The organism is Nicoliella sp. ESL1149 (genome assembly GCF_058107265.1).
Genome location: NZ_JBYLUE010000004.1, coordinates 360,854 through 381,485, shown reverse-complemented (window position 1 = coordinate 381,485; position 20,632 = coordinate 360,854). Strand labels below are relative to the sequence as shown.

The following is a 20,632-nucleotide window of genomic DNA, read 5'->3' as shown; positions in this document are numbered from 1 at the left end:
ATCGTATAAGATATAATTTATGAAAGTGAGTGAAATTCGGTGAATAAGAAATATGATTATGATGTTATCTACTTAGGCGGTGGCGTTGGTGCCGTTAATGGTGCGGTCCCCCTTGGCAAAAAGGGATTTAAGGCGGCAATTATTGAATCCACTGCAATTGGTGGCACCTGTCCTAACTTTGGTTGTACTCCTAAGTTCACACTAGATGTTCCCGCTGAATTAGCATATCATACTAAACAATTTCAAAAAATTTATGGTGGAAATGAATTAAAGGTTGATTGGTTTGAAGACATGCAGCGTAAGCATCGCAATATTGATGCGGCACCTGCAACTGGCATGCAAAAACGATTAAAAGAAGCAAAGGTTAAAGTTATTAAGGGTGTAGGTTCATTTGTAGATTCCCATACCATTAGTGTCAACGGTCAACATCTATCTGCCGATAAAATTGTGATTGCAACTGGTTTAACACCAAATCATATTGATGTTCCAGGAACTGAATTGACTCATGATAGCACTCACTTCTTATCAATTGATCATTTACCAAAACGATTAGCCGTGATTGGAAGTGGATATGTTGCAATTGAACTAGCTACCCTTGCTAACGAAGCAGGAGCTGATGTAACAATTCTAATGCATCATGATAAAGTCCTTCGGGCATTTGATGATTATCTTGTTGATAAATTAGTTGATGATTTAAAAAAACGGGGAATGAAGTTCATTCCTAATTCTGGTATCAATAAAATTAGTCAAAATGATAATGACTTAACCGTTCATTTTGGTGATAATAAAACTATTGAAACCGACTACGTTCTAGATGCTAGTGGTCGTCATCCTAACATTGACAAATTGAGGTTATCTGCTGTAAACGTTAAATATGATGAAAAAGGAATCAAAGTAAACAATCATCTTCAAACTAATGTAGATAACATTTATGCAGATGGAGATGTAATTGATTTTGGAAAACCGGAACTTTCTCCAGTTGCCACATTTGAATCTAAATATTTAACAAAACTTTTCAGTGGTGAAACTAATGATGAAATTAAGTTTCCAGCTATCCCCACAGCTGTCTTTACATCACCTCGAATAGCTCAAACAGGAGTTTCAATTCATGAAGCTGAAAGTAATCCTAACTATCGTATTGAACGTTCTGAATTAGGTGGCCAAATGTATTATAAAGCTTCTGGTGAATATGTATCTGCAAGAACTTTGATATTTGATCAAGATAATTATCTAGTTGGTGCTGGTGAATTAAGTGATGAAGCTGAAAATGCGGTTGGAATTTTTAATATGATTATTTCCTGGCATATTAGTCGAGAAAAAATTCAGGGATTAATAAATATTTTCCCATCATTAGGTAGTAATATTTTAACAAGTTTTTAGAAATAAAAAAACGTGATTTAAAATCACGTTTTTTTATTTTAATTTTTGGTTGTAATAATTAATTTCTTTAACATCTTTACGATTAGCACTAATATAAACACCATCAAAGGTCTTCAAAACTGTTTTATGATGACTTTTAACAATCGAAGTAACTGGAACTAATGATTTATATTGATAACCAATTGCATTTCCAGCACTATCATGTTGTAATTGAACAATCGTTTGACTAGGAGTATAGTTGTTACCCTTTTTTACTTCATTACTTTTTGTAAAATTCGTTGTTCTATAGGCAGTTAATCCCTTTTGATTAATGATTTTGAACCAATGCCAATTTCCCATTATTTTTAAAGTTGATTGAATTTCTTTTTCAGTTCTGTGTTCACTTTTAAGTTTATCAGCTAACCCAAAATATTTAAAACTAGTATAATAGTTTTTACTATTAACCCCACTCATTTTATTCTTAACAGCTACAGATTTATTTTTATGACTAGCATTAGCAACTGGACTAACTGCAGTTCCAATACTCATCGCTGCAACAAGCGTAATCAAAAATTTATTCTTCAATTTACCAACCTCCTTAATGAATCATGTACAATACTTTATTTTAAATCAAAAATCCAAAACTGCAACTATATTTACTAAATTGAAATCTAAATGACATATTTTACTCCTAATGATATCATGTAATCAAAGGAGGTTTTAATATTGTCTAAACCAGTTTTTATTAACAATCAAAAAGAATCAACATATAAAAGATACTGGACTCATTACTTTGATTTTAAGTCTAAAAGTACTAGAAAACAGTTTTGGTTCCCCATTCTTTGGAATACTTTTATTTATATTGCACTTATTATCTTAAATGTTATCTTATCAATTGTATTCCTTGATTTGGGAACTACATTTATAATTTCAATCTATACAATTCCAATAATATTTAGTTTAGCAACGCTAATTCCAAACATTGCCAATACTATCCGCCGTTATCGTGATGCTGGATTTGCCTGGTGGTATTTTATTCTATTAGATATACTTCCATTTATTTTAGCATTTTATTCTGAAAATATCGCAAGTAACCTGTTCATAAATATTGTAATTATAATCTTATGCTTTATAAATTTGTTTGTATTAATAAAGCCAAGTAAATAATAAAAATCGATAATCAAACGATTATCGATTTTTATCATTGATTTACAACCGTAAATCGTTTATTTACATATCTCGGATTCTTAACTTCATCAATAATTGCTTGAGCAAAGGTTCCACTGTTTACAACTGAAATCCCATCAAAATTACTCATTAAATTACTTGCTCCTCGAACATATCTAGTAACGGGACCTGCATGAAAATCTAAAGATGGAGAAACTCCCACCCAATTAACATTTTTAACGGTTTTAAGAAATTGATATTCATCAATTTGATTTTCTGAAATTGGAAGATATGGTTTTGCTTTAGGATCTTTTTCCAAATCCTTATAAACAAAATGACCATCTGAGCCACTGTGTAAACTGCCGGCACCAAGAATAAAGAAAATCCGTGGTGTTTTAGTATCCCTAAACATTGCAACTAATCGAGTAGCTAAATCAACATGTAGATATGCATGTTTTGGATCAGTCGCAAAGGCATCAACTAAAATATCAAATTTCGCTAATTGTTCATGATTAATTTCAAAAATATCTCCTACAATCCGAGGAGTATCTTTACCTAATTTCTCATTAATCTTATCTTCATTACGCGCGATTGCAGTCATTTCAAAACCAGCTTGACGACCTTGTTCCATAATAGCTGCACCAGCCATTCCGGTAGCACCAATTACACCAATCTTCATTTTAATCCACCCGCCTTTTATTTATCTACTTCCATATTAATTAAATTCTAAACTAAAAGCAATTAATTACTAAAATGAACGTGCAATCTTAGTAATTCCAAAAAACATTAATGCAAATGATAAAAAGAATAATGCAAATGAAATTGCTAACATTGGTTTAAATAACAAAACAATTCCAATAATAAATCCTAAAACAGACATTACTAAATTTAACCAATAATATCCGCCATGATCAATGTCAGTAAATTGATTTACCCAAAATTCAATAACCGCATTTAAAATTACAAATAACGAAATCGTAATCCAAATCATTGCAACTCCAAATCCTGGCATAATAAACAACAAAACACCAAATAAGATATCCAATACACTTGAAAAGTACCAACCACGTCGATCAATAGTTTTAAGTTGATCAACTTTTCGAATTTCAATAATCTTACTTATTCCCTGAACAATTGAAATTGCCCCAATTAAAAATGCTAAAGAAGCAATTGAACTTAACGGATTTCTCATTACTAATAATGAGGCAATAACTGATAAAACTCCTATAATTAATGAAAATGGATTGAACGTTGTTTCATTTGTCATGATAAAAACTCCCTTTTTAATTCTTCAATTATAATATTATCACGATTTGTCATTTTTAAACAAAAAATAGATTGTATTTCTACAATCTATCTTCAAAAATTATTTAATTGTAAGAGCTTTTTTACCGTATTCTTGTTTGAATTGAGCAAAGGATTCCCATGAAATTGCACCATGATCATATTTCATGTTCTTACCGCCGCTTCCAGCTGGTTTACTTGAGTTCGAGTACAATGGATCATAGACTCTGAACTGATGATTCTTATATCCAGTAATCGTTTTGATGTGATTACGAACATTATCACCTGGTTTTTGATAAGAAGAATAACCATAGAAAATTACGCAATGTCCACCTTGAATGTACTTTTTAATGTCATTCGTTGTTGCTCCAGAAATATTATAAACCTTTTTATCCCAATGACGAGCATATTTTGTTAAGGCACCAGGTTGAATAACATGACCAAATCCTGCTCCAGTAAATACATTTCCTTTTTGTCCTCCTTTAGTTGGGACCATTGGTAAATGATCTTGAGCATATTTTAAATCAACAGTTTTACCCTTAGAACTTAAAAGCATTGCCATCGAAGCGGATGCGCATCCCCAAGGAGCAAAAACTGGTTTATATTGACTAACGTATTTAACGTTATTTAACATAACAGTTTGGTTGGTTCCAGCTACTGCTTTTTTATTTACATATCCAATTACTGCATGTTTTTTAGAGTCAGTTAGTTGATAATATTTTTTATCATCTTTTTTAAACTCTTTTTTGACTAAATATTCATAATGAAACTTCTTCTTAGTAGTTGAAACCTTTTTATTAGCATCATTATAAATCTTGTATCCAGATTTAACGATGGAAACTTTAAAAGGTTTTACCTTCTTCATTACAATATTGGAGTTATTAGAATCTGCATTAACCATTGTTGGTAAACTACTGATCCCTAATAAACACACACTAAATACTAAAGCTACTTTGCTAGCTATTCTATACATATAAGACACTCCTGTTAGTTTAACAAAAAAATTTATAATTAATCATTTAATTAATTATTTTGTATTTTTATTAAATTAATTTATATTATTTTATAATTATATAATATGTCATTAAATTTTGTCAATCACCCAAAAAATTCAGAATGCGTTTTACTACTTTTTTTTTTAATATAATCTTATAATTATAGAAGTAAAATATAAAAGAAGAAGTGAAAATGATGAAATTATATTCATATCAATATTTAACCCATAATTCACACTTATTGGATTATTTATTTATCATTATTGGGTTAATCGTTGGAATCAGTATCATTATTCTTGGAATGAAATATGCCAAGGATCGAACCAATTTAAAGTTCAGAAATATTTTAATCGTAATGTTTGCGTTCGCTGCAATGATTATTTGTTTTGAAGTTGGTAAAATTCAAAATCAAGCTTCAACTAAAAGTGATTCTGGTGAAATTGCTCGGATCATGAAAAAAATTAGTCGGGATAAACATGTTGATATTAATAAAATGTATGTTAGTTCACCAACATTAGCTAAAGATCTTGTAATCAAAGCTGGAAAAACGTACTATCAAGCTGATATTAATAGTACAACTGAAGTTTACAGCATCAAAAAAGTTCATCCATATGTTAATAATGTAAAATACATCCATAAACAAGGTGCTAATTTAAATATTTCTAATAGTATGTTCTTTAATATTGCTGGAAAATTATTAATTGGATTTTTAATGTTAGTATTTCAAATTAATCTTTCTGGTAAGGGGAACCTTGATCCATCAAATGCTGTCGACCAATTGCAGAACTATGTCCTTGGTGGAATTGTCGGTGGAACCGTTTTTAATTTAGGAATCTCATTATTAGATTTTATTATCATTGTTTTAATTTGGACGATTATTATCTTTACTAGTAAGATATTGATTGATCAAAGTGACTTCTTTAAGAATTTAATGAATGGTAGCCCGAAGATACTAATTAGAAAAGGTAAGATTGATGTTGCGACTGCACTACGAAGTGGTGTTTCAGCAAGCGCGTTAGTATTTAAATTAAACAATTCAGGAGTTGCAGACCTAAGCAAAATCAGTAAGGTTACCCTTGAACAAAATGGTGAATTACAAATCAGTAATTATCATGATACAACCACTAACTTACCAATTATTACTGATGGTAATATAAATCAAGATGTTTTAGACACATTACATCAAAGTAAAAACTGGTTAATGAAACTTCTTAAACAAGAACACCATAAACTAAGTGATGTCTATTTAGGACAAATTGTTAATGGTAATTTGGTCTTAACACTATATCCAAATAAACACAGTGGTTTACTTCATTTTAATAAAAACGAAATCATTCACATTAAAAATGTAATTAGTGATGAAGTCGAAAAACGTAAATAATAGTACAAAAAAAGAGTGAGTGCATAAAATAAAATGCATTCACTCTTTTTTTATTAACCCAAGAAATGACGTAATTTAGCCATTCTTTCAATTAACATCGTTCTAGTTTCCTTATCTCTAATTTCATTCAAGTCGGCAGCTAATTCAGCATGTTCCTGTTCTTCCTTAGTTGTTGGGCCTGCTTGAATATCGAATAACTCATCCAATGCTTTCACGTCTTCTTCAACAAAGCTCCAAGCTGGATTTTGTTTCTTAAGAACCTTCATTGCTTCAGGACTGTAAAATTTACATACATGAGCAAAATCATGACGAATGTTAGGATAATACTTCAACAATGTTTCAAATTCTTTTTTGTTCAAGCGTTTCAATACTCGACCCGTTCCAATCAATTCTGGTGGTACTCCAACTGAGTAAAGACTTCCAGCAAATGTGATTGCTCGTGGCATCTTGTATCCATCAACATCACGAGAATATCCAATGATACCAACGTGTTGACGACGATCACGACGCTTAGGAAAGACATCAAAAATATGTTGTAAATCATTAATCAATGGATCCAATGCATCGTGATATTCCTTAGCCGTCTTACCAGCAATATTAAGCAATATTTTTTGGTCTTCATCCTTGATTGGACGGAATTCATTGTTTTGCAAACCTGTCTTTAATTTCTTAATCGCAGGTTTAACAATATCCATTGGGAAGTCATATCTAAATGCTGATTGAATTGTAGCAGTCTTTAAACCAGGAAATTCTTGAAGATAACGATCGATCATCAATGGTGAAAGTCCACCTCTAAAGATAGTACTACCAGTTCCGGCAATTGGATAAACTGGGATGTTAGCATCTTCAGAAAATTCAGCTAACTTAGTTAAGGCTAGTTTATTCCCAATGATACTATTAATGAATCCATTCGAGAGCGCTGAATCTGAACCGGCTAAGAAAACTCGTAAGTATGGTAATTCACGTCCAAAGTGTTCTTTATAAAGTTCAACGAACTTCTTCAATACTTTAGGAGCATTTAATTGAGCTTCAAAGCTTTCAAATAATGGAATCATTTGAAGAGTATCAGAATTCTTATATCCTTGACTGAATTCTTTATCCTTAAAATGAGCTAAACGGGAGAATTTTTCTTCCATTTCAAACAATTGATCAGCAGATTGACACATTGGTAAAATGGCTTCAAATAAAGGTCTCGTGTCAAATTTTAAGTCATGAGCGAAATCTTCAGCTAATAACATTGTGGTCATTGCTTGCATTAAGCTATAACCCTTTTCTTCCCAAATATTTGGTAACCGGAAAGTTAAGAATTTATCTTCACCTAATTGATGTTCTTTAAAGTAATCATAGTGTTTCGTAAATAAACGATCAATAACAGATGAATCAGCATGCTTTCCTTCCCAATCCCACATATATTCATCAGCACCTAATTTGGAAAAGTTTTGAAAAGCCTCTTCAACTTCATTTGATGCAGAAACAAATGCGGAATCTTTCATAAAGAAAGGTTTAAAAGCGTTATCTGGATGTTGCGTTCCCATAATGTTAGGAATTTTTCGTTTCATAATTTTGGTCCTCCTCGATTTGCGTTAGCTTCTTTATTTTTGTTCAGCTAAATACTTTTCAATTCGATCCATACTAGTCTTAATTGCTTCATCAGAAGCAGCATATGACATCCGAACATATCCTTCTCCACCAGCACCAAAGGCACTACCTGGAATTACACCCACTTTAGCATCTTTTGCTAATGAAAGGGCAAATTTAACATCATCTTTTCCAAAAGCACTTGGAATCTTAGCAAACATGTAGAAAGCACCTTCAGGATCAGCAGTTTCAAAGCCCATTTCGTCCAAACGAGATTTGATAAAATTACGTCTCTTTTCGTAAATCTTACACATTTCAACAGGATCGTTCATTCCATTTGTTAATGCTTCGGCAGCAGCAGCTTGATCAATATCGGAGGCACAAGTTACCATGAAAGCATGAACCTTAATAATCTTAGCCATCATTTCGGCAGGTCCAGCAACATATCCAATTCTCCAACCAGTCATGGCATGAGACTTTGAAACTCCATTAATATAGAGTGTTTGGCCAGGTAATAACTTGGCAATTGAGAAATGTTTCTTGCCATAAGTTAATTCGCTATAAATTTCATCAGATAAAATAAAAATATCTCTATCTTTTAAAACATCTGCAATTTCACGGATTTGATCTTCTGAATATTCAACTCCAAGTGGATTACTTGGATAGTTCAATAAGACAGCTTTAACACTGTCACCTTCTCGATCTAAAGTTTCTTTTAATCTTTCAGGAGTTAAAACGAAATTATCCTTTGAGGTATCAACTTGAATAACTTCTCCACCTAATAAGGTTACGATTGGATCGTAAAGAGCAAACGTAGGTGTTGGTAAAATAACCTTATCTCCTGGATTAATAATTGTTTCAAAAGTAGCATAAAGGGCTTCAGTTGCCCCAACAGTAACTACAATTTCTGATTCTGGATCATAATCAAGACCATCCTTTACCTTAAGGTAATTAGCAATAGCCTTTCTTAATTCCATTGTTCCAGGTTGTGGAGCATAATGAGTATCATTATTATTGATTGCTCTCACCGCGGCTGCTTTAATGTGATCAGGGGTATTTAAATCAGGTTCCCCAATCGTAAGTTTGATAATGCCATCAACATCAGAAATTTTCTTATCAAAACTTCTGATACCTGATGGTTTAACTAAATCTAATCTTTGGTTATAAACTTTACTAAGTCTTGGTGATAACTCAGGCATAATAATTTCGACTCCTTTATTTTCTATATTTTTATATAACTATAAATTGTACTTATTCTACAGTAAATACTTCCTTTTAACAAGTAAAATTTAAATTTTACTATTAAAATGCGAACAATGTACTAAAAAAAGCGCATTTTCATTAGAAAATACGCTTTAAGTTTTTAACTCATGTGTTGATCAGCAAATTCTTCAACATCACTAACTTGGTCTTTTTTAGCCCCAAAACCAATTCCAACTGATTTTCTAGTTGGTGCTAAGAGATTTTGATAATGACCACCGGTTGGGCCTTCATTTAAGTATAGTTTCATAAAGCCACACCCACCACGATAAGCTTGAGACTTACTAATATAAACCGTATTAATAGAATTATTATTAAATAACTCATTACTTTCGGTTGCTAGATTTTCACTCATGGTAGCAGAAGCTTGTTTATAATTCTTAAAAATCCCCATTGCAACAGCATCTAATGCTCCAACACCTTGGTGCTTAGAATTATAATGAATGCTTTCTCCATCAGCCCACAAACTCTTATTCTTAGGTTCCATTACTTGATAAGCACGACGTTGCGCAACCCGGTTCAACTTATTACTTAACGTAACTGGAGAACGACCGTTTTGCTTTCTAAATTTATTAATGGTAGCTAAAGCTCCTTCACGATATTCCTTGATGAATTGAGCATTAACAAGCTTTTGACTATATTTAGGATTACTAGGATGTTGTTTTAAATAACTAATATAATTAGCTTTAACATAAACATTATTCTTAACATTAATATAATTTTGGTTATGGTAATGATAAGTTTTTCCAACAGTGTACTTAGTCGAACCACAATAAGAATATTCACGAGTCAACTTATGGGTTTTTGAGTTCATATAGTACTCATGCAAAACCTGATTTTTAATATTTAATGTTGTTGGACGGGCAACGAACGTTGCTCCAATTAATAATAATACAACAATTAAAATTCCACCGATCCATTTTGATGACCGTTTTTTTAAAATTGCTTTTAAATTATCCATATTCAATTTCTCCCAACTTACTTAGAAGTTGAAGGATCTAACCCTCCACCATTTTTAACACTATTAACAATTGACCATAAATCTCCATCCTCAATTGATTTTCTAACGGTTTGATTTCCTGCCGTAAACCATTCTCTTCGAACTGCTTGAACATATTGTTGTGGAACTTGATTCTTTTGAGCAAGTTGATCGAACAATGCCTCATTATTGGCAGCCCTTTGCAACTCACTTAAAGGTGTATTAGAAATAATTTTGATGATTTGGGGACGAACATCTTTTGGTGCATTTTTTTTGGCTAATTGTTTCCCTTGATTTTTAATAATATTATCAAGAGTCGTATCATTTCTTCGCTGGGTATCACTCAACTCATTAATTTGATGAACTGTTTCAAATCCGAATATTAACAAGATTGCAACGATTGCCAATAAGAACCATCTCATATAATGATGTTTCTTCTTTCTTTCCGGACGTTGATAATCCTGATTATTTATCTGATTAGGATGGTTATTAGAATCATCATACTCTTGATTTTCAATGTCCTGACGATAGTTACTATATCGATTTTGTCGACTTTCTGGTTCATTATTATCCATGAACATGACCCCCTATTAGTCAGTCGTTTTCTTTATCGTATCACGTTTAAATTCATTTTTACATTAAAGAAGTCGAATCTTAACTTTTACAAATAAAAAAGCTGATAAAAATCAGCTTTTAAATCTTCTATTAAACTTCTTTTGGCATTTTAACGTTTAATTCTTTTGAAATTTTTTCCATTTGTGAAATTGTTACGTCATCAATTGAAACTCCATGTTTCTTATTTTCATCATAGAAGTGATATTCACGATCACCAGGAATTTTAATTTTAGTTCCTGGAATACTATCTAAATGACGGATTCGATTGAACATATCGGTTGCTTTAACCTTCAAAGCTTCAATGTCGCCGAAGAAACTAGGATCGATTGCTAGTAAGCATTGACTAAAATCATGCTTCCCAACGTTCGTATCAGCTGAAATTGAACCTTGAGCCAAAATTCCAGTCAACAATTCAACAACCAATGAATTTCCAAAACCCTTGTAGTTAGAGTTGTGTTCAGATGAACCACCCATTGTTAACACTCCGCCACCCTTTTGGTCTGGTGTTAATGCAGCAGTAGCTAAAATATCTTCAGCTTCTTTTGCATCTGAAACGACATTATGATTTTTATCAACAGCCCATTCACCGGGAAGTGGCTTCTTTTTCTTATCTAATACTTGAATCTTTCCTCCTGAAACAACGGAAGTTGCCCCATCAAAAACAAATGGATGGGGTTCGGCTGGAAAAGTGAAAGCAAAGGCGTTTGATCCCAAAAATGCTTCTAATGCATTCGTAGGGACAACCAATGGTCTTGTATTAGTAAATGCAATCCCAATTAATCCCTTCTTAACAGCTTTACGAGCCCAATATCCTGCCGTTCCAAAATGATTGGAGTTTCTGATAACAGCCATTGAAATAACGGATTTTTTAGCTTTTTTAATTAATTCATCCATTGCAAAATCACAAGCAATTTGACCCATGTTTTGATTAGCATCAATCAATAAGCTAGTTGGACTTTCCTTCAAAACCCGATATTTATTTTTGGGCTTAATAGTCTCATCATTTACCATGTTTAGATACCATGCTAATCTTTGAATTCCATGGGAAGAAATTCCCCGGAGATCAGCATCAACTAATGTATCTGCTAATAACTTACTATCTTCGTTAGAAAAACCACTGTTTTCAAAAACTTGTTGTAAATATTCAAACTCATCATTCGCATTTATCTTCATAAATCAATCACCTCAAATTATGTAATATTTTTAAAAAATATTTTGTCTTATTATATATCAATTTTATAAAATAGCAAGATTTAGCAAATTAAATAATTTATTATTTCTAATTTATAATTATTTCTGATTATAAAAAAAATTACTATAAATTATTTTTAATCAATAATTTGTAGTAACTATATTCTAGTAAACGACCATTGCTAGCCGATCTCGTTTATTGTATATCTTTGTAAAGTCAGCAGTTTTTACCCAGAAGACTTTGTTGGTATCGTTTTTATCCATGTAAGGATCAGCAACTAAAATTTTTCCATCTTTGTATCCAAGAGCTGCTAACACGTGGGAAGAATCTGTATTCTTCATTCTGAAAGAACCTTCAAATAAAATCGGATTGCCACGCTTAATTTCAGAAATTAATCTTGTTACTGGAGCTCCAGTAATATCTTTTGAATCAGCATTATATTTCTTGGCATATTTAACCAACGCCGAAGGATAAATCGTTGCCCCTACACCTTTTTTATATGGATTGGCATCGTATCCCTTTTTAGCATCCTTATTTCTTGGAATCCCGTCTAAGAATTTCTTATAACTAACGTTTTTAGCAATTCCCTTAGTAGATAAGGCCATCTTTAAACTTGCCGCTTCACATCCACTTGGGGCATAGGTAGGATATAATTGACTAGTGTAAGTGTAAGGCAATACATATTCCTTCGTTGTTTTTAAAGAAGATGAATTAATCCATCCATATACTTTGCCTTCTCTTTTAATTTGATAGAATAATTGTTTACCGACTTTAGCCTTAGCAACAATACTAACTTCTTTGTTTGCTAAATCATTAGTATTACCAACAACTCTTGATTTTAAGCTAACTGGATTACTATAAATATTCTTAGCATCCCCAACAACTTTTCTCATATTTATAGTACTTACTTTTTCGACTTTATAATCAGTTCTAGCTTTAACAGCGATTGATGTCAATGCTACCCCACTGGTTACCACACAAAAAATCCAGGCAAACATTACTAATATTTTATGAAATTTATTCATTCTATCAACTCTTTTCGTTTTAGTATCTTCTACTCATATAATAACGCTATTATAACCAAATGTTTAATGACTTGACATCTATTGTACACAATATTATTAATTTAATAATTTATTTTAAGCTTTCTTAATGAAATTTATTTGCAGTTTAGTGTAACTTTGATTATAATTTATCAAAAATTTAAAGCGGTGATGTTATGAATAAAATTGAGGGGCACACTCATACTGAATTATGTCCACATGGAAGTAAAGAATCAACAAGAAAAATGATCGAACGCGCAATCAAGCTTGGATTTAATGAATATTGGATCACGGAACATTCTCCAATGCCAAAAGATTTTGCTAGACACTTTAAAGGTCCGAAAGATGATTGGCAATCTGAAGGACTCTCTGAAAAACAAGTTGATACGTACCTCAAATTAGCAACTGACTTGCAACATGAATATAAAGATCAAATTCAAATTAGTGTTGGATTTGAAGTAGAATACTTAAAGGACTTTAATTCTGAAACTTTCAAGTTCCTAAATCAATATGGTCCAGATACTCAACATAACATTTTATCTGTCCACTATCTTAAAGATGATCAAAACAAGTATTGGGGAATCGACTATTCACCAGAAGAATTAAGGGCTGGATTTAACAGCGAAATTAAAACACCTCAAAACTTATATTCACATTATTTAAAGACTGTTTTAGAAAGTGCGTCAACAGATTTTGGCAAATATCAACCGGACAAACTAGGCCACATTAGTTTAATTAGAAAATTCCAAGATTATTTTAATTTTCCTGATGATTTCAATAATTCAAATCAAAAATTAATTGCCGAAATTATTCTTCAAATGCAGCGAAAAAATTTAAGTTTAGATTTTAATTCAGCAGGATTATATAAAAAAAATTGCAATGACTTTTATCCCGGAACTTTTATTCTAAAAAAAGCACTCCAAGCCAATATTCCCATTGTGTTTGGTTCTGATGCTCACGCAATCGATGAGATTGGTCGTGGGTACCATATGATGATGAATTTTAAAAAAAGTGTTGACAATTAATATAAATAATTATAATATAACTTCAACATCAATTACATTTTATGAATATTAAAAGTTATGAGTCGGAGAGTAATATTGATTCCAACATTTGAGAGAACCCTACTAAGCTGAGAATGGGAATGTTGCTTAATATGAACCACACCGATAAAACTGATTAATTGAAACTAGTAGGTTAATCCGGGTTTCCCGTTATTGAAGTTGAAATATAATTTCAACATGAGAATTATTTCGTGAGAAATAATTGAACATGAGGTGGAACCACGTTAAAACGTCCTCTTTGTCTAATATAGACAAAGAGGACGTTTTTTATTTATAAAAAATCATTTGATTAAAGGAGGAAAGCAAAATGAGCAAAATTAAATTACCATTAGGTTTACGAGATGAGTTCGGTGAATTTGCAACTAAGAAAGATTACATTACAGCTTGGTTATTAAATTCATTTCAACAACGCGGTTATCTTAGAGTTAAAACTCCAGTCGTAGAACAAAAATCTTTATTTAAGGGTTTCGATACTACCAATAAGCAATATCGGGTTTTCGATCCAGCTGGTGACGATTTAGTATTACGACCTGATTTAACTTTACCAATTGCAAGATTTTTATCAAACGTAAACATCAAGTTACCACAAAAAATTTATTATTCTGGAGATAAATTTGAAATTTCTCCTAAATTATCAGGTGGCAAGAATACCCAAACTCAAGTTGGCGTAGAGCTAATTGGATTTAATTCATTAAAAGCAGAAATGGAAGAGGTGATTATAATGCATCAATTGAACAGACATTTTCTAAAGCGACATCAATTAACAATTGAAATTGGTCATGCAAAGCTAGTCGATAAAGTTCTAGCTGAATTGCATCTCGATCATAAAATGCAAACTCAATTGGCAGAAGCCCTCTATCATAAAAACTTTCCAGCATATGCTGAACTACTTAATGAAATTGGGCCATGCGATGAAATTCCATTCCTTCAAAAATGGCCCCGCCTGTTCGGAACCGTTTCAGAAATTAGGCAAACTCTTAAAAATATAAGAGTTCCTGAGGCTGCAAAACCGATATTAAAAGAAGTAGTAACGCTAGCTGAATTTACAGCTAAGTTACCAGAACAAAAAGTCATTATCGATTTAAGTAGCAAGGTCCCCCAGAAATACTACACCGGGATCATTTTTAAAGGATACACAGCTAAATCAAATCAGTACGTTGTAAGTGGTGGAAGATATAACAAGCTACTAGCAAACTTTGAAACTGAACTTGAACCGGCCGTTGGATTAGGAATCAACATCGATGCATTCACGTCAATTGCAGATGTTAAATTATCTAATCAGCGACCGGTTTTTGTATACGCTAATTTTGATGATTTAGCTGAAGTTTCACTAATAATCGAAAAAAATCAAAACTATTCCCTATCATTAGCTGACAATTTAAAACTTGCTAAAGAACAAGCTGCACAGGCGAATGCAAAACTAATGATTTGGAATAAAGAGGAAGGATTGATTGAATGTTAAAAATCGCGCTTACAAAAGGACGCGTTGAAAAAGATCTAATTCCATTGTTAGAAAAATGTGGACTGGATTGTCAACCGCTAATAAATAAAGGGCGCAAATTAATTATTACGATTGCTGATCAATATCAATTTATTCTAGTAAAAGGTGAAGATGTTTGTACTTATTTAACGAGAGGAGCAGTTGATTTAGGAATTGTAGGCAGTGATATTTTAGCAGAGCAAGAAACAATTGATGAAGTTGATGAGCTCTTGAATCTAAACACTGGTCGTTGTCAATTCATTGTTGCTGCTCAGGAAAAATTTAACTGGAATCAACCCCGCCGAAAAGTTATTGGGACAAAATATCCAAACATCACTAGCAAATATTTCAATCAAATTGGTGAAGACGTTGAAATAATCAAAATATCAGGGTCAGTCGAACTTGGACCAATAACCGGCCTAACTGATGCAATCGTAGATATTACCGAAACTGGTCAAACCCTCAAAGCAAACCACCTCGTTATTCATGACAGATTAGATATGATTACCAGTCGGCTAGTAGCTAACCCCGTCGCATTAAAACAAAAACGAAATGAAATTTTCAAACTAATTGATAAATTACAAACAGAAATGGAGAAATAAAATTATGAAAATCTACAAAAAGAACCTCTCAGAAATGAAAAAAGTTGTCGCTCAATACACAAGTAACACAATTGATTTAGAGATCGAAAAAACGGTTAGTAACATTATTCAAAATGTTGCCAAAAATGGTGATGATGCCCTTCGCGATTATGAAAGAAAATTTGATAATGTTAATTTAGCAGATTTCTCTGTTCCGCAATTTCAACTAGATAATGCATTAGAATCAATTGATGATGAATTGTTAGCAGCATTAAAACTAGCTAAAAAGAATATTACTAGTTTTCACAAACTAGAAATCGAAAATAGTTTTGTTGATGTAAATACACCAGGAATTATCCGTGGTGAAAAAATATTACCATTAGAAAGTGTTGGTTTATATGTTCCAGGTGGGACTGCCGCTTATCCATCAACAATCTTAATGTCAGGAATTCCTGCTAAATTAGCCGGCGTTAAACGAATCGTCATGGTCACCCCTCCTCAACCAAATGGAATCAATCCAGCCGTTTTAGCAGCAGCAAAATTGGCTGGAGTCGATGAAGTGTATCAACTCGGTGGTGCTCAAGCAATCGCCGCTTTAGCATATGGAACAAAAACGATTAAACCTGTAGATAAAATTATGGGTCCTGGAAACATTTTCGTTGCTACTGCTAAAAAACAAGTTTTTGGTAAAGTCGCAATCGACATGGTGGCAGGTCCTTCCGAAATTGGTATCTTAGCTGATGAAACCGCAGATGCGAGTGAAGTTGCAGCTGATTTATTATCACAAGCGGAACATGATAAGAGAGCTCGGCCAATGTTAATTACCGATAGTGAAAAGCTTGCTGAAGAAGTATCAAAAGAAGTTGATAAGCAATTAGAAACATTACCAAGAAAAGAAATTGCAACTGCTTCTGTAAATGAACGTGGTTTTATCGCTATTATGAAAAATATTAGCGAAATGTTCGAATTAATGAACACTGTGGCTCCAGAACACTTGGAAGTACAACTAAAGAACCCGTCTCAATACATTGGAGCAATTAAAAATGCTGGATCCGTCTTTTTAGGCCGTTACGCAAGTGAACCACTTGGTGATTATGTTGCTGGTCCAAACCACGTTTTACCAACCGGTGGAACTGCTCGTTTTGCATCACCATTAGGCGTTTATGATTTTGTAAAAAGAACCCAATTCATTCAATTTAATGAAACTAACCTGAAGCAAGATCTAGCTGCCATTACTAAATTAGCACGAACAGAAGGTCTTGAAGCCCACGCCCGTGCTGTTGAAAGTCGATTCAATAAAAAGGAAGGTAAATAGCATGCGAAAAAGTAAAATTACTAGAAATACTGGTGAAACTCAAATTACTGTTGAACTAAACTTAGATCAACAAACTGGGATCGAAATTGATACTGGAGTCGGTTTTTTTAACCACATGTTAACGCTATTTGCTAAACATGGTCGTTTAGGATTAAAAGTAACAGTCAGTGGTGATTTAGATGTCGATGTTCACCATAGTGTTGAAGATACCGGAATTGTAATCGGCGAATGCCTAAAAGAAGCCCTTGGTGATAAAAAACAAATCGAACGCTATGGGGATGCTTGGGTCCCAATGGACGAAACTCTTTCTCAAGTTGTCATTGATTTAAGCGGTCGTCCCTATCTTGTCTTTAATGCTGAATTATCAAATCCCCGTCTTGGCGATTATGAAACTGAAGTTACCGAAGACTTCTTTCAATCGTTTGCCTTTAATGGCTTGATGAATTTACATGCCCGCGTTATATATGGAAGAAATACCCATCATGAAATTGAATCACTTTTTAAGGCAACCGGAAGAGCCCTTAGAAAAGCGATTACCATCAATCCCGAAATTAATGGAGTTAATTCAACTAAAGGAGTGATCTAATGATTGCCGTCATTGATTATAAAGCTGGTAATGTTTTCAATGTTTTAAAAGCTTGTCATAAAATTGGTTTAAAGGCTAAACTTACTGCTGATTCCAATGAAATTAAGAATGCCGATGCGGTTATTTTCCCGGGAGTTGGTGCTTTCTACAGTGCCATGAAAACCCTTGAAGAACGAAACTTAATTTCGGCGATTAAAACCACCATTAAAAAGGGAACCCCCTTTTTAGGAATCTGCTTAGGAATGCAGTTATTATTTGATTCATCGACTGAATTTGGAAATTGTAAAGGTTTGGGTATTATTCCAGGAAAAGTCGTTAAGATTCCTGATGAAAATGGTAAATTAATCGTCCCTGAAGTTGGTTGGAATCAAAATAAATTAAATCAACCAAGTCAACTTTTTTCAGATATTGAAGATCAATATACTTATTTTACCCATTCCTACTACGCTGTTTGTGATTCCCAAAATGTAGTCTCATACGTTGACTATGGAGTTAAAATTCCTGCCATCGTTCAAAAAGATAACGTATATGGATTCCAATTTCATCCAGAAAAAAGCGGTAAAGTCGGTTTGGAATTACTAAAGAACTTTTTTAATCAGGTGGTGAAGAAATGATATATCCTGCAATTGATATCTATCAAGGCAAAAGTGTTCGTTTATACAAAGGTCAATATGACCAATCAACAGTTATTAATCAAAGTCCCATCAAACAAGCTCAAATCATTAGTCAGTCTGAAATTCCCTTTTTACATCTCGTTGATCTTGATGGTGCCAAAAAAGGAAGTCCGGTTAACTACGATTTATGCTGTCAAGTAGCTAGAACTATCAATGGAATTACAGAAGTTGGTGGTGGGATTAGAACTGAAGAAACTATTGCTAACTACCTTAATAATGGTCTTTCAAGAGTTATTCTTGGATCTGTTGCCTTAAAAAATCCCGATTTTACAATTAAAATGTTACAAAAATATGGTGCTAATAATATTACCATCGGGATTGATGGTCGAAATGGTAAAGTTGCTACAGAAGGTTGGTTAAAGCAATCCAAAGTATCAATGAATGCTTTAATTCAAAAGTTAATTGAAAATGGTGCAAATCGATTCATCATAACCGATACCGAAACAGATGGCACATTACAAGGACCTAATTTTAATTTAATTACAGTTTTAAAAAATAAGTTTCCAAATGCATCAATCGTTGCTTCTGGTGGCATTAGAGATTTAGCAGATATCAAACAACTTCAGAAACTGAAAATCAATGATATCATCGTTGGAAAAGCACTCGCAGCAAATAAGATCACCCTAAAACAAATTGCGGAGGTGAACAATAATGTTAGCTAAAAGAATTATCCCCTGCTTAGATGTAGATGACGGAAGAGTAAAAAAAGGCGTTAACTTTGTTAATCTTCGGGATGTCGGAGACCCTGTTGAAATTGCTAAAATGTATGAGAAACAAGGCGCAGATGAATTAGTTTTTTTAGACATTTCCGCAACCAATCAACAAAGAAAAACAATTAGTGAAGTGATATCTGCAGTTTCACAAGAAGTTTTCATGCCACTAACAGTTGGTGGTGGTATAACTAATATAACTGATATGGCAAAAATTTTAGCTGCGGGTGCAGATAAAATATCAATCAACTCAGCAGCAGTTAGTAATCCTAATTTAATCAGTGACGGTGCCAAACGATTTGGCAGCCAAGCCATTGTTGTCGCAATTGATGTTAGTTGGGATACTAATCAAAACAAATACTTTGTCTATACTCATGGTGGAAAGAAAAAAACAGAGTTAGAAGCCCTTAGTTGGGCAAAACAAGCTGTTAATTTGGGTGCTGGTGAACTGTTGGTTACAAGTATGGATAAAGACGGAACTAAAAAAGGATTCGATTTATCACTATATGAACAATTAACAAAAATGATCAACGTACCAGTTATTGCTTCAGGAGGTGCCGGTAATATCAATGACTTTAAACAATTGTTCAAAGAAACGAATGTTTCAGGTGCTTTAGCTGCTTCTGTCTTTCATTTTAAAACCATTTCAATTCCTGAACTAAAAGTTGAACTTAGAAACGATGGTGTGGAGGTTAGATGATGAACCCCAATTTTGATAAGACCAATGGCTTACTAACAACGGTCGTTGTTGATAATAAAACAAAAAATGTTCTAATGGTTGCTTGGATGAATAAAGAAAGTTATCAAAGAACCATTAAGAGTAAAGAAACGTGGTTTTGGTCCCGTTCCAGACAAGAACTCTGGCATAAGGGTGCAACAAGTGGTAACACTCAAAAAGTAGTTAGCATGACACTAGATTGTGATCAGGATACCCTCTTGGTCAATGTCATTCCAAATGGTCCAGCTTGTCATACTGGCCATAAAACCTGTTTCTTTAACTCAATCCCAATAAATAAAAAAGAAGGTCATGATAATGGAAAAACAAAATCTCGATGAATTATATAACATGGTTAAAGATCGGAAAGACAATCCGGTTAAGGGCTCTTATACTGAATATCTATTTAATAAGGGACTTGATAAAATTCTCAAGAAAGTTGGTGAAGAAACTACAGAGGTCATTGTTGCAGCTAAAAATAATGATAAAAAAGAACTTCAATATGAAACCGCTGATATGTTGTACCATTTAATGGTATTACTAGTAGAATCTAATGTTTCATATGATGATATAAAAACTGAATTAGGGTCTCGCATTGGAAATCTAAGTCAATTCAAGGACCGCGCTCCAATTAAAAAACTATAAACAGGTGAT

At 32.9% G+C, this 20,632-nt stretch carries 23 protein-coding genes and 1 other annotated feature; of the genes, 13 read left to right on the top strand and 10 right to left on the bottom strand.

Going from position 1 to position 20,632, the window contains the following annotated elements:
- Window positions 1–39: 39 nt before the first annotated feature.
- Window positions 40–1,380 carry a dihydrolipoyl dehydrogenase family protein gene (locus tag AC3B6G_RS07820; protein WP_489849856.1) on the top strand — a complete coding sequence of 447 codons (1,341 nt, stop codon included), beginning with the start codon at window positions 40–42 and terminating at the stop codon, window positions 1,378–1,380.
- A gap of 33 nt (window positions 1,381–1,413) precedes the next feature.
- Here the strand turns inward: AC3B6G_RS07820 and AC3B6G_RS07815 are convergent, their stop codons facing one another.
- A complete protein-coding gene (locus tag AC3B6G_RS07815; protein WP_489849855.1) occupies window positions 1,414–1,944 on the bottom strand; it encodes a hypothetical protein in 531 nt (176 codons plus the stop codon).
- Between the two features lie 141 nt (window positions 1,945–2,085).
- Between AC3B6G_RS07815 and AC3B6G_RS07810 the strand changes: the two genes are divergently transcribed.
- A complete protein-coding gene (locus tag AC3B6G_RS07810) occupies window positions 2,086–2,526 on the top strand; it encodes a DUF805 domain-containing protein (RefSeq protein WP_489849854.1) in 441 nt (146 codons plus the stop codon).
- A gap of 34 nt (window positions 2,527–2,560) precedes the next feature.
- Here AC3B6G_RS07810 and AC3B6G_RS07805 read toward each other — a convergent pair whose 3' ends face one another.
- The 3 genes from AC3B6G_RS07805 to AC3B6G_RS07795 all read right to left on the bottom strand — a co-directional run bounded on the left by AC3B6G_RS07805 (window position 2,561) and on the right by AC3B6G_RS07795 (window position 4,783).
- Window positions 2,561–3,205: an NAD(P)H-binding protein gene (locus AC3B6G_RS07805; RefSeq protein ID WP_489849853.1), complete on the bottom strand. Its 645-nt coding sequence runs from the start codon at window positions 3,203–3,205 to the stop codon at window positions 2,561–2,563.
- A 69-nt stretch (window positions 3,206–3,274) separates the two neighbouring features.
- Complete coding sequence (locus AC3B6G_RS07800) at window positions 3,275–3,793, bottom strand: HdeD family acid-resistance protein (RefSeq protein ID WP_489849852.1); 519 nt, start codon at window positions 3,791–3,793, stop codon at window positions 3,275–3,277.
- 99 nt (window positions 3,794–3,892) lie between these two features.
- Complete coding sequence (locus tag AC3B6G_RS07795) at window positions 3,893–4,783, bottom strand: C39 family peptidase (RefSeq protein ID WP_489849851.1); 891 nt, start codon at window positions 4,781–4,783, stop codon at window positions 3,893–3,895.
- Between the two features lie 215 nt (window positions 4,784–4,998).
- Between AC3B6G_RS07795 and AC3B6G_RS07790 the strand changes: the two genes are divergently transcribed.
- Window positions 4,999–6,186 (top strand): DUF3290 family protein, encoded by a 1,188-nt coding sequence (locus AC3B6G_RS07790; protein WP_489849850.1) that lies wholly within the window; start codon window positions 4,999–5,001, stop codon window positions 6,184–6,186.
- A 53-nt stretch (window positions 6,187–6,239) separates the two neighbouring features.
- Here AC3B6G_RS07790 and ppcA read toward each other — a convergent pair whose 3' ends face one another.
- From ppcA to AC3B6G_RS07760, 6 genes are all read right to left on the bottom strand, one after another.
- A complete protein-coding gene (ppcA, locus tag AC3B6G_RS07785) occupies window positions 6,240–7,745 on the bottom strand; it encodes a phosphoenolpyruvate carboxylase (protein WP_489849849.1) in 1,506 nt (501 codons plus the stop codon).
- Between the two features lie 33 nt (window positions 7,746–7,778).
- Window positions 7,779–8,963: an aminotransferase class I/II-fold pyridoxal phosphate-dependent enzyme gene (locus AC3B6G_RS07780; RefSeq protein WP_489849848.1), complete on the bottom strand. Its 1,185-nt coding sequence runs from the start codon at window positions 8,961–8,963 to the stop codon at window positions 7,779–7,781.
- Window positions 8,964–9,127: 164 nt separating this feature from the next.
- Complete coding sequence (locus AC3B6G_RS07775) at window positions 9,128–9,985, bottom strand: CAP domain-containing protein (protein ID WP_489849847.1); 858 nt, start codon at window positions 9,983–9,985, stop codon at window positions 9,128–9,130.
- Between the two features lie 17 nt (window positions 9,986–10,002).
- The gene (locus AC3B6G_RS07770; RefSeq protein WP_489849846.1) at window positions 10,003–10,578 is read right to left on the bottom strand and encodes a hypothetical protein; all 576 of its coding nucleotides are present in this window, start codon (window positions 10,576–10,578) and stop codon (window positions 10,003–10,005) included.
- A 130-nt stretch (window positions 10,579–10,708) separates the two neighbouring features.
- Window positions 10,709–11,791 (bottom strand): Ldh family oxidoreductase, encoded by a 1,083-nt coding sequence (locus tag AC3B6G_RS07765; protein ID WP_489849845.1) that lies wholly within the window; start codon window positions 11,789–11,791, stop codon window positions 10,709–10,711.
- Between the two features lie 183 nt (window positions 11,792–11,974).
- Entirely contained in the window at window positions 11,975–12,835 is an 861-nt protein-coding gene (locus tag AC3B6G_RS07760; protein WP_489849844.1) for a C39 family peptidase, read from the bottom strand.
- A gap of 194 nt (window positions 12,836–13,029) precedes the next feature.
- Between AC3B6G_RS07760 and hisJ the strand changes: the two genes are divergently transcribed.
- From hisJ to hisE, 10 genes are all read left to right on the top strand, one after another.
- Window positions 13,030–13,878 carry a histidinol-phosphatase HisJ gene (hisJ, locus tag AC3B6G_RS07755; RefSeq protein WP_489849843.1) on the top strand — a complete coding sequence of 283 codons (849 nt, stop codon included), beginning with the start codon at window positions 13,030–13,032 and terminating at the stop codon, window positions 13,876–13,878.
- Between the two features lie 48 nt (window positions 13,879–13,926).
- Window positions 13,927–14,157, top strand: a binding site (T-box leader).
- A gap of 67 nt (window positions 14,158–14,224) precedes the next feature.
- A complete protein-coding gene (locus tag AC3B6G_RS07750) occupies window positions 14,225–15,379 on the top strand; it encodes an ATP phosphoribosyltransferase regulatory subunit (protein WP_489849842.1) in 1,155 nt (384 codons plus the stop codon).
- Complete coding sequence (gene hisG / locus AC3B6G_RS07745) at window positions 15,373–15,999, top strand: ATP phosphoribosyltransferase (protein ID WP_489849841.1); 627 nt, start codon at window positions 15,373–15,375, stop codon at window positions 15,997–15,999. Before AC3B6G_RS07750 ends, hisG begins: the two co-directional genes overlap by 7 nt.
- A 4-nt stretch (window positions 16,000–16,003) precedes the next feature.
- The gene (hisD, locus tag AC3B6G_RS07740; RefSeq protein ID WP_489849840.1) at window positions 16,004–17,293 is read left to right on the top strand and encodes a histidinol dehydrogenase; all 1,290 of its coding nucleotides are present in this window, start codon (window positions 16,004–16,006) and stop codon (window positions 17,291–17,293) included.
- A gap of 1 nt (window position 17,294) precedes the next feature.
- Window positions 17,295–17,879, top strand: a complete 585-nt coding sequence (gene hisB / locus AC3B6G_RS07735; RefSeq protein ID WP_489849839.1) for an imidazoleglycerol-phosphate dehydratase HisB — start codon at window positions 17,295–17,297, stop codon at window positions 17,877–17,879.
- Window positions 17,879–18,493, top strand: a complete 615-nt coding sequence (gene hisH, locus AC3B6G_RS07730; RefSeq protein WP_489849838.1) for an imidazole glycerol phosphate synthase subunit HisH — start codon at window positions 17,879–17,881, stop codon at window positions 18,491–18,493. The genes hisB and hisH overlap by 1 nt, the downstream gene beginning before the upstream one ends.
- Window positions 18,490–19,215, top strand: coding sequence for a 1-(5-phosphoribosyl)-5-[(5-phosphoribosylamino)methylideneamino]imidazole-4-carboxamide isomerase (gene hisA, locus AC3B6G_RS07725; protein ID WP_489849837.1), 726 nt, complete (start codon window positions 18,490–18,492; stop codon window positions 19,213–19,215). The genes hisH and hisA overlap by 4 nt, the downstream gene beginning before the upstream one ends.
- Window positions 19,205–19,963, top strand: a complete 759-nt coding sequence (gene hisF, locus AC3B6G_RS07720) for an imidazole glycerol phosphate synthase subunit HisF (RefSeq protein ID WP_489849836.1) — start codon at window positions 19,205–19,207, stop codon at window positions 19,961–19,963. The genes hisA and hisF overlap by 11 nt, the downstream gene beginning before the upstream one ends.
- On the top strand, window positions 19,963–20,319 hold the full coding sequence (gene hisI, locus AC3B6G_RS07715; RefSeq protein ID WP_489849835.1) for a phosphoribosyl-AMP cyclohydrolase: 357 nt from the start codon (window positions 19,963–19,965) through the stop codon (window positions 20,317–20,319). The genes hisF and hisI overlap by 1 nt, the downstream gene beginning before the upstream one ends.
- Window positions 20,297–20,623: a phosphoribosyl-ATP diphosphatase gene (gene hisE, locus AC3B6G_RS07710; protein ID WP_489849834.1), complete on the top strand. Its 327-nt coding sequence runs from the start codon at window positions 20,297–20,299 to the stop codon at window positions 20,621–20,623. The genes hisI and hisE overlap by 23 nt, the downstream gene beginning before the upstream one ends.
- Window positions 20,624–20,632: the final 9 nt, after the last annotated feature.

Excerpts from the sequence above, each read along its gene's own strand:
- AC3B6G_RS07805 (WP_489849853.1), bottom strand. The coding sequence starts at position 3,205 with ATGAAGATTGGTGTAATTGGTGCTACCGGAATGGCTGGTGCAGCTATT.
- AC3B6G_RS07800 (WP_489849852.1), bottom strand. The coding sequence starts at position 3,793 with ATGACAAATGAAACAACGTTCAATCCATTTTCATTAATTATAGGAGTT.
- AC3B6G_RS07795 (WP_489849851.1), bottom strand. The coding sequence starts at position 4,783 with ATGTATAGAATAGCTAGCAAAGTAGCTTTAGTATTTAGTGTGTGTTTA.
- AC3B6G_RS07790 (WP_489849850.1), top strand. The coding sequence starts at position 4,999 with ATGATGAAATTATATTCATATCAATATTTAACCCATAATTCACACTTA.
- ppcA (WP_489849849.1), bottom strand. The coding sequence starts at position 7,745 with ATGAAACGAAAAATTCCTAACATTATGGGAACGCAACATCCAGATAAC.
- AC3B6G_RS07780 (WP_489849848.1), bottom strand. The coding sequence starts at position 8,963 with ATGCCTGAGTTATCACCAAGACTTAGTAAAGTTTATAACCAAAGATTA.
- AC3B6G_RS07775 (WP_489849847.1), bottom strand. The coding sequence starts at position 9,985 with ATGGATAATTTAAAAGCAATTTTAAAAAAACGGTCATCAAAATGGATC.
- AC3B6G_RS07770 (WP_489849846.1), bottom strand. The coding sequence starts at position 10,578 with ATGGATAATAATGAACCAGAAAGTCGACAAAATCGATATAGTAACTAT.
- AC3B6G_RS07765 (WP_489849845.1), bottom strand. The coding sequence starts at position 11,791 with ATGAAGATAAATGCGAATGATGAGTTTGAATATTTACAACAAGTTTTT.
- AC3B6G_RS07760 (WP_489849844.1), bottom strand. The coding sequence starts at position 12,835 with ATGAATAAATTTCATAAAATATTAGTAATGTTTGCCTGGATTTTTTGT.
- hisJ (WP_489849843.1), top strand. The coding sequence starts at position 13,030 with ATGAATAAAATTGAGGGGCACACTCATACTGAATTATGTCCACATGGA.
- AC3B6G_RS07750 (WP_489849842.1), top strand. The coding sequence starts at position 14,225 with ATGAGCAAAATTAAATTACCATTAGGTTTACGAGATGAGTTCGGTGAA.
- hisG (WP_489849841.1), top strand. The coding sequence starts at position 15,373 with ATGTTAAAAATCGCGCTTACAAAAGGACGCGTTGAAAAAGATCTAATT.
- hisD (WP_489849840.1), top strand. The coding sequence starts at position 16,004 with ATGAAAATCTACAAAAAGAACCTCTCAGAAATGAAAAAAGTTGTCGCT.
- hisB (WP_489849839.1), top strand. The coding sequence starts at position 17,295 with ATGCGAAAAAGTAAAATTACTAGAAATACTGGTGAAACTCAAATTACT.
- hisH (WP_489849838.1), top strand. The coding sequence starts at position 17,879 with ATGATTGCCGTCATTGATTATAAAGCTGGTAATGTTTTCAATGTTTTA.
- hisA (WP_489849837.1), top strand. The coding sequence starts at position 18,490 with ATGATATATCCTGCAATTGATATCTATCAAGGCAAAAGTGTTCGTTTA.
- hisF (WP_489849836.1), top strand. The coding sequence starts at position 19,205 with ATGTTAGCTAAAAGAATTATCCCCTGCTTAGATGTAGATGACGGAAGA.
- hisI (WP_489849835.1), top strand. The coding sequence starts at position 19,963 with ATGAACCCCAATTTTGATAAGACCAATGGCTTACTAACAACGGTCGTT.
- hisE (WP_489849834.1), top strand. The coding sequence starts at position 20,297 with ATGGAAAAACAAAATCTCGATGAATTATATAACATGGTTAAAGATCGG.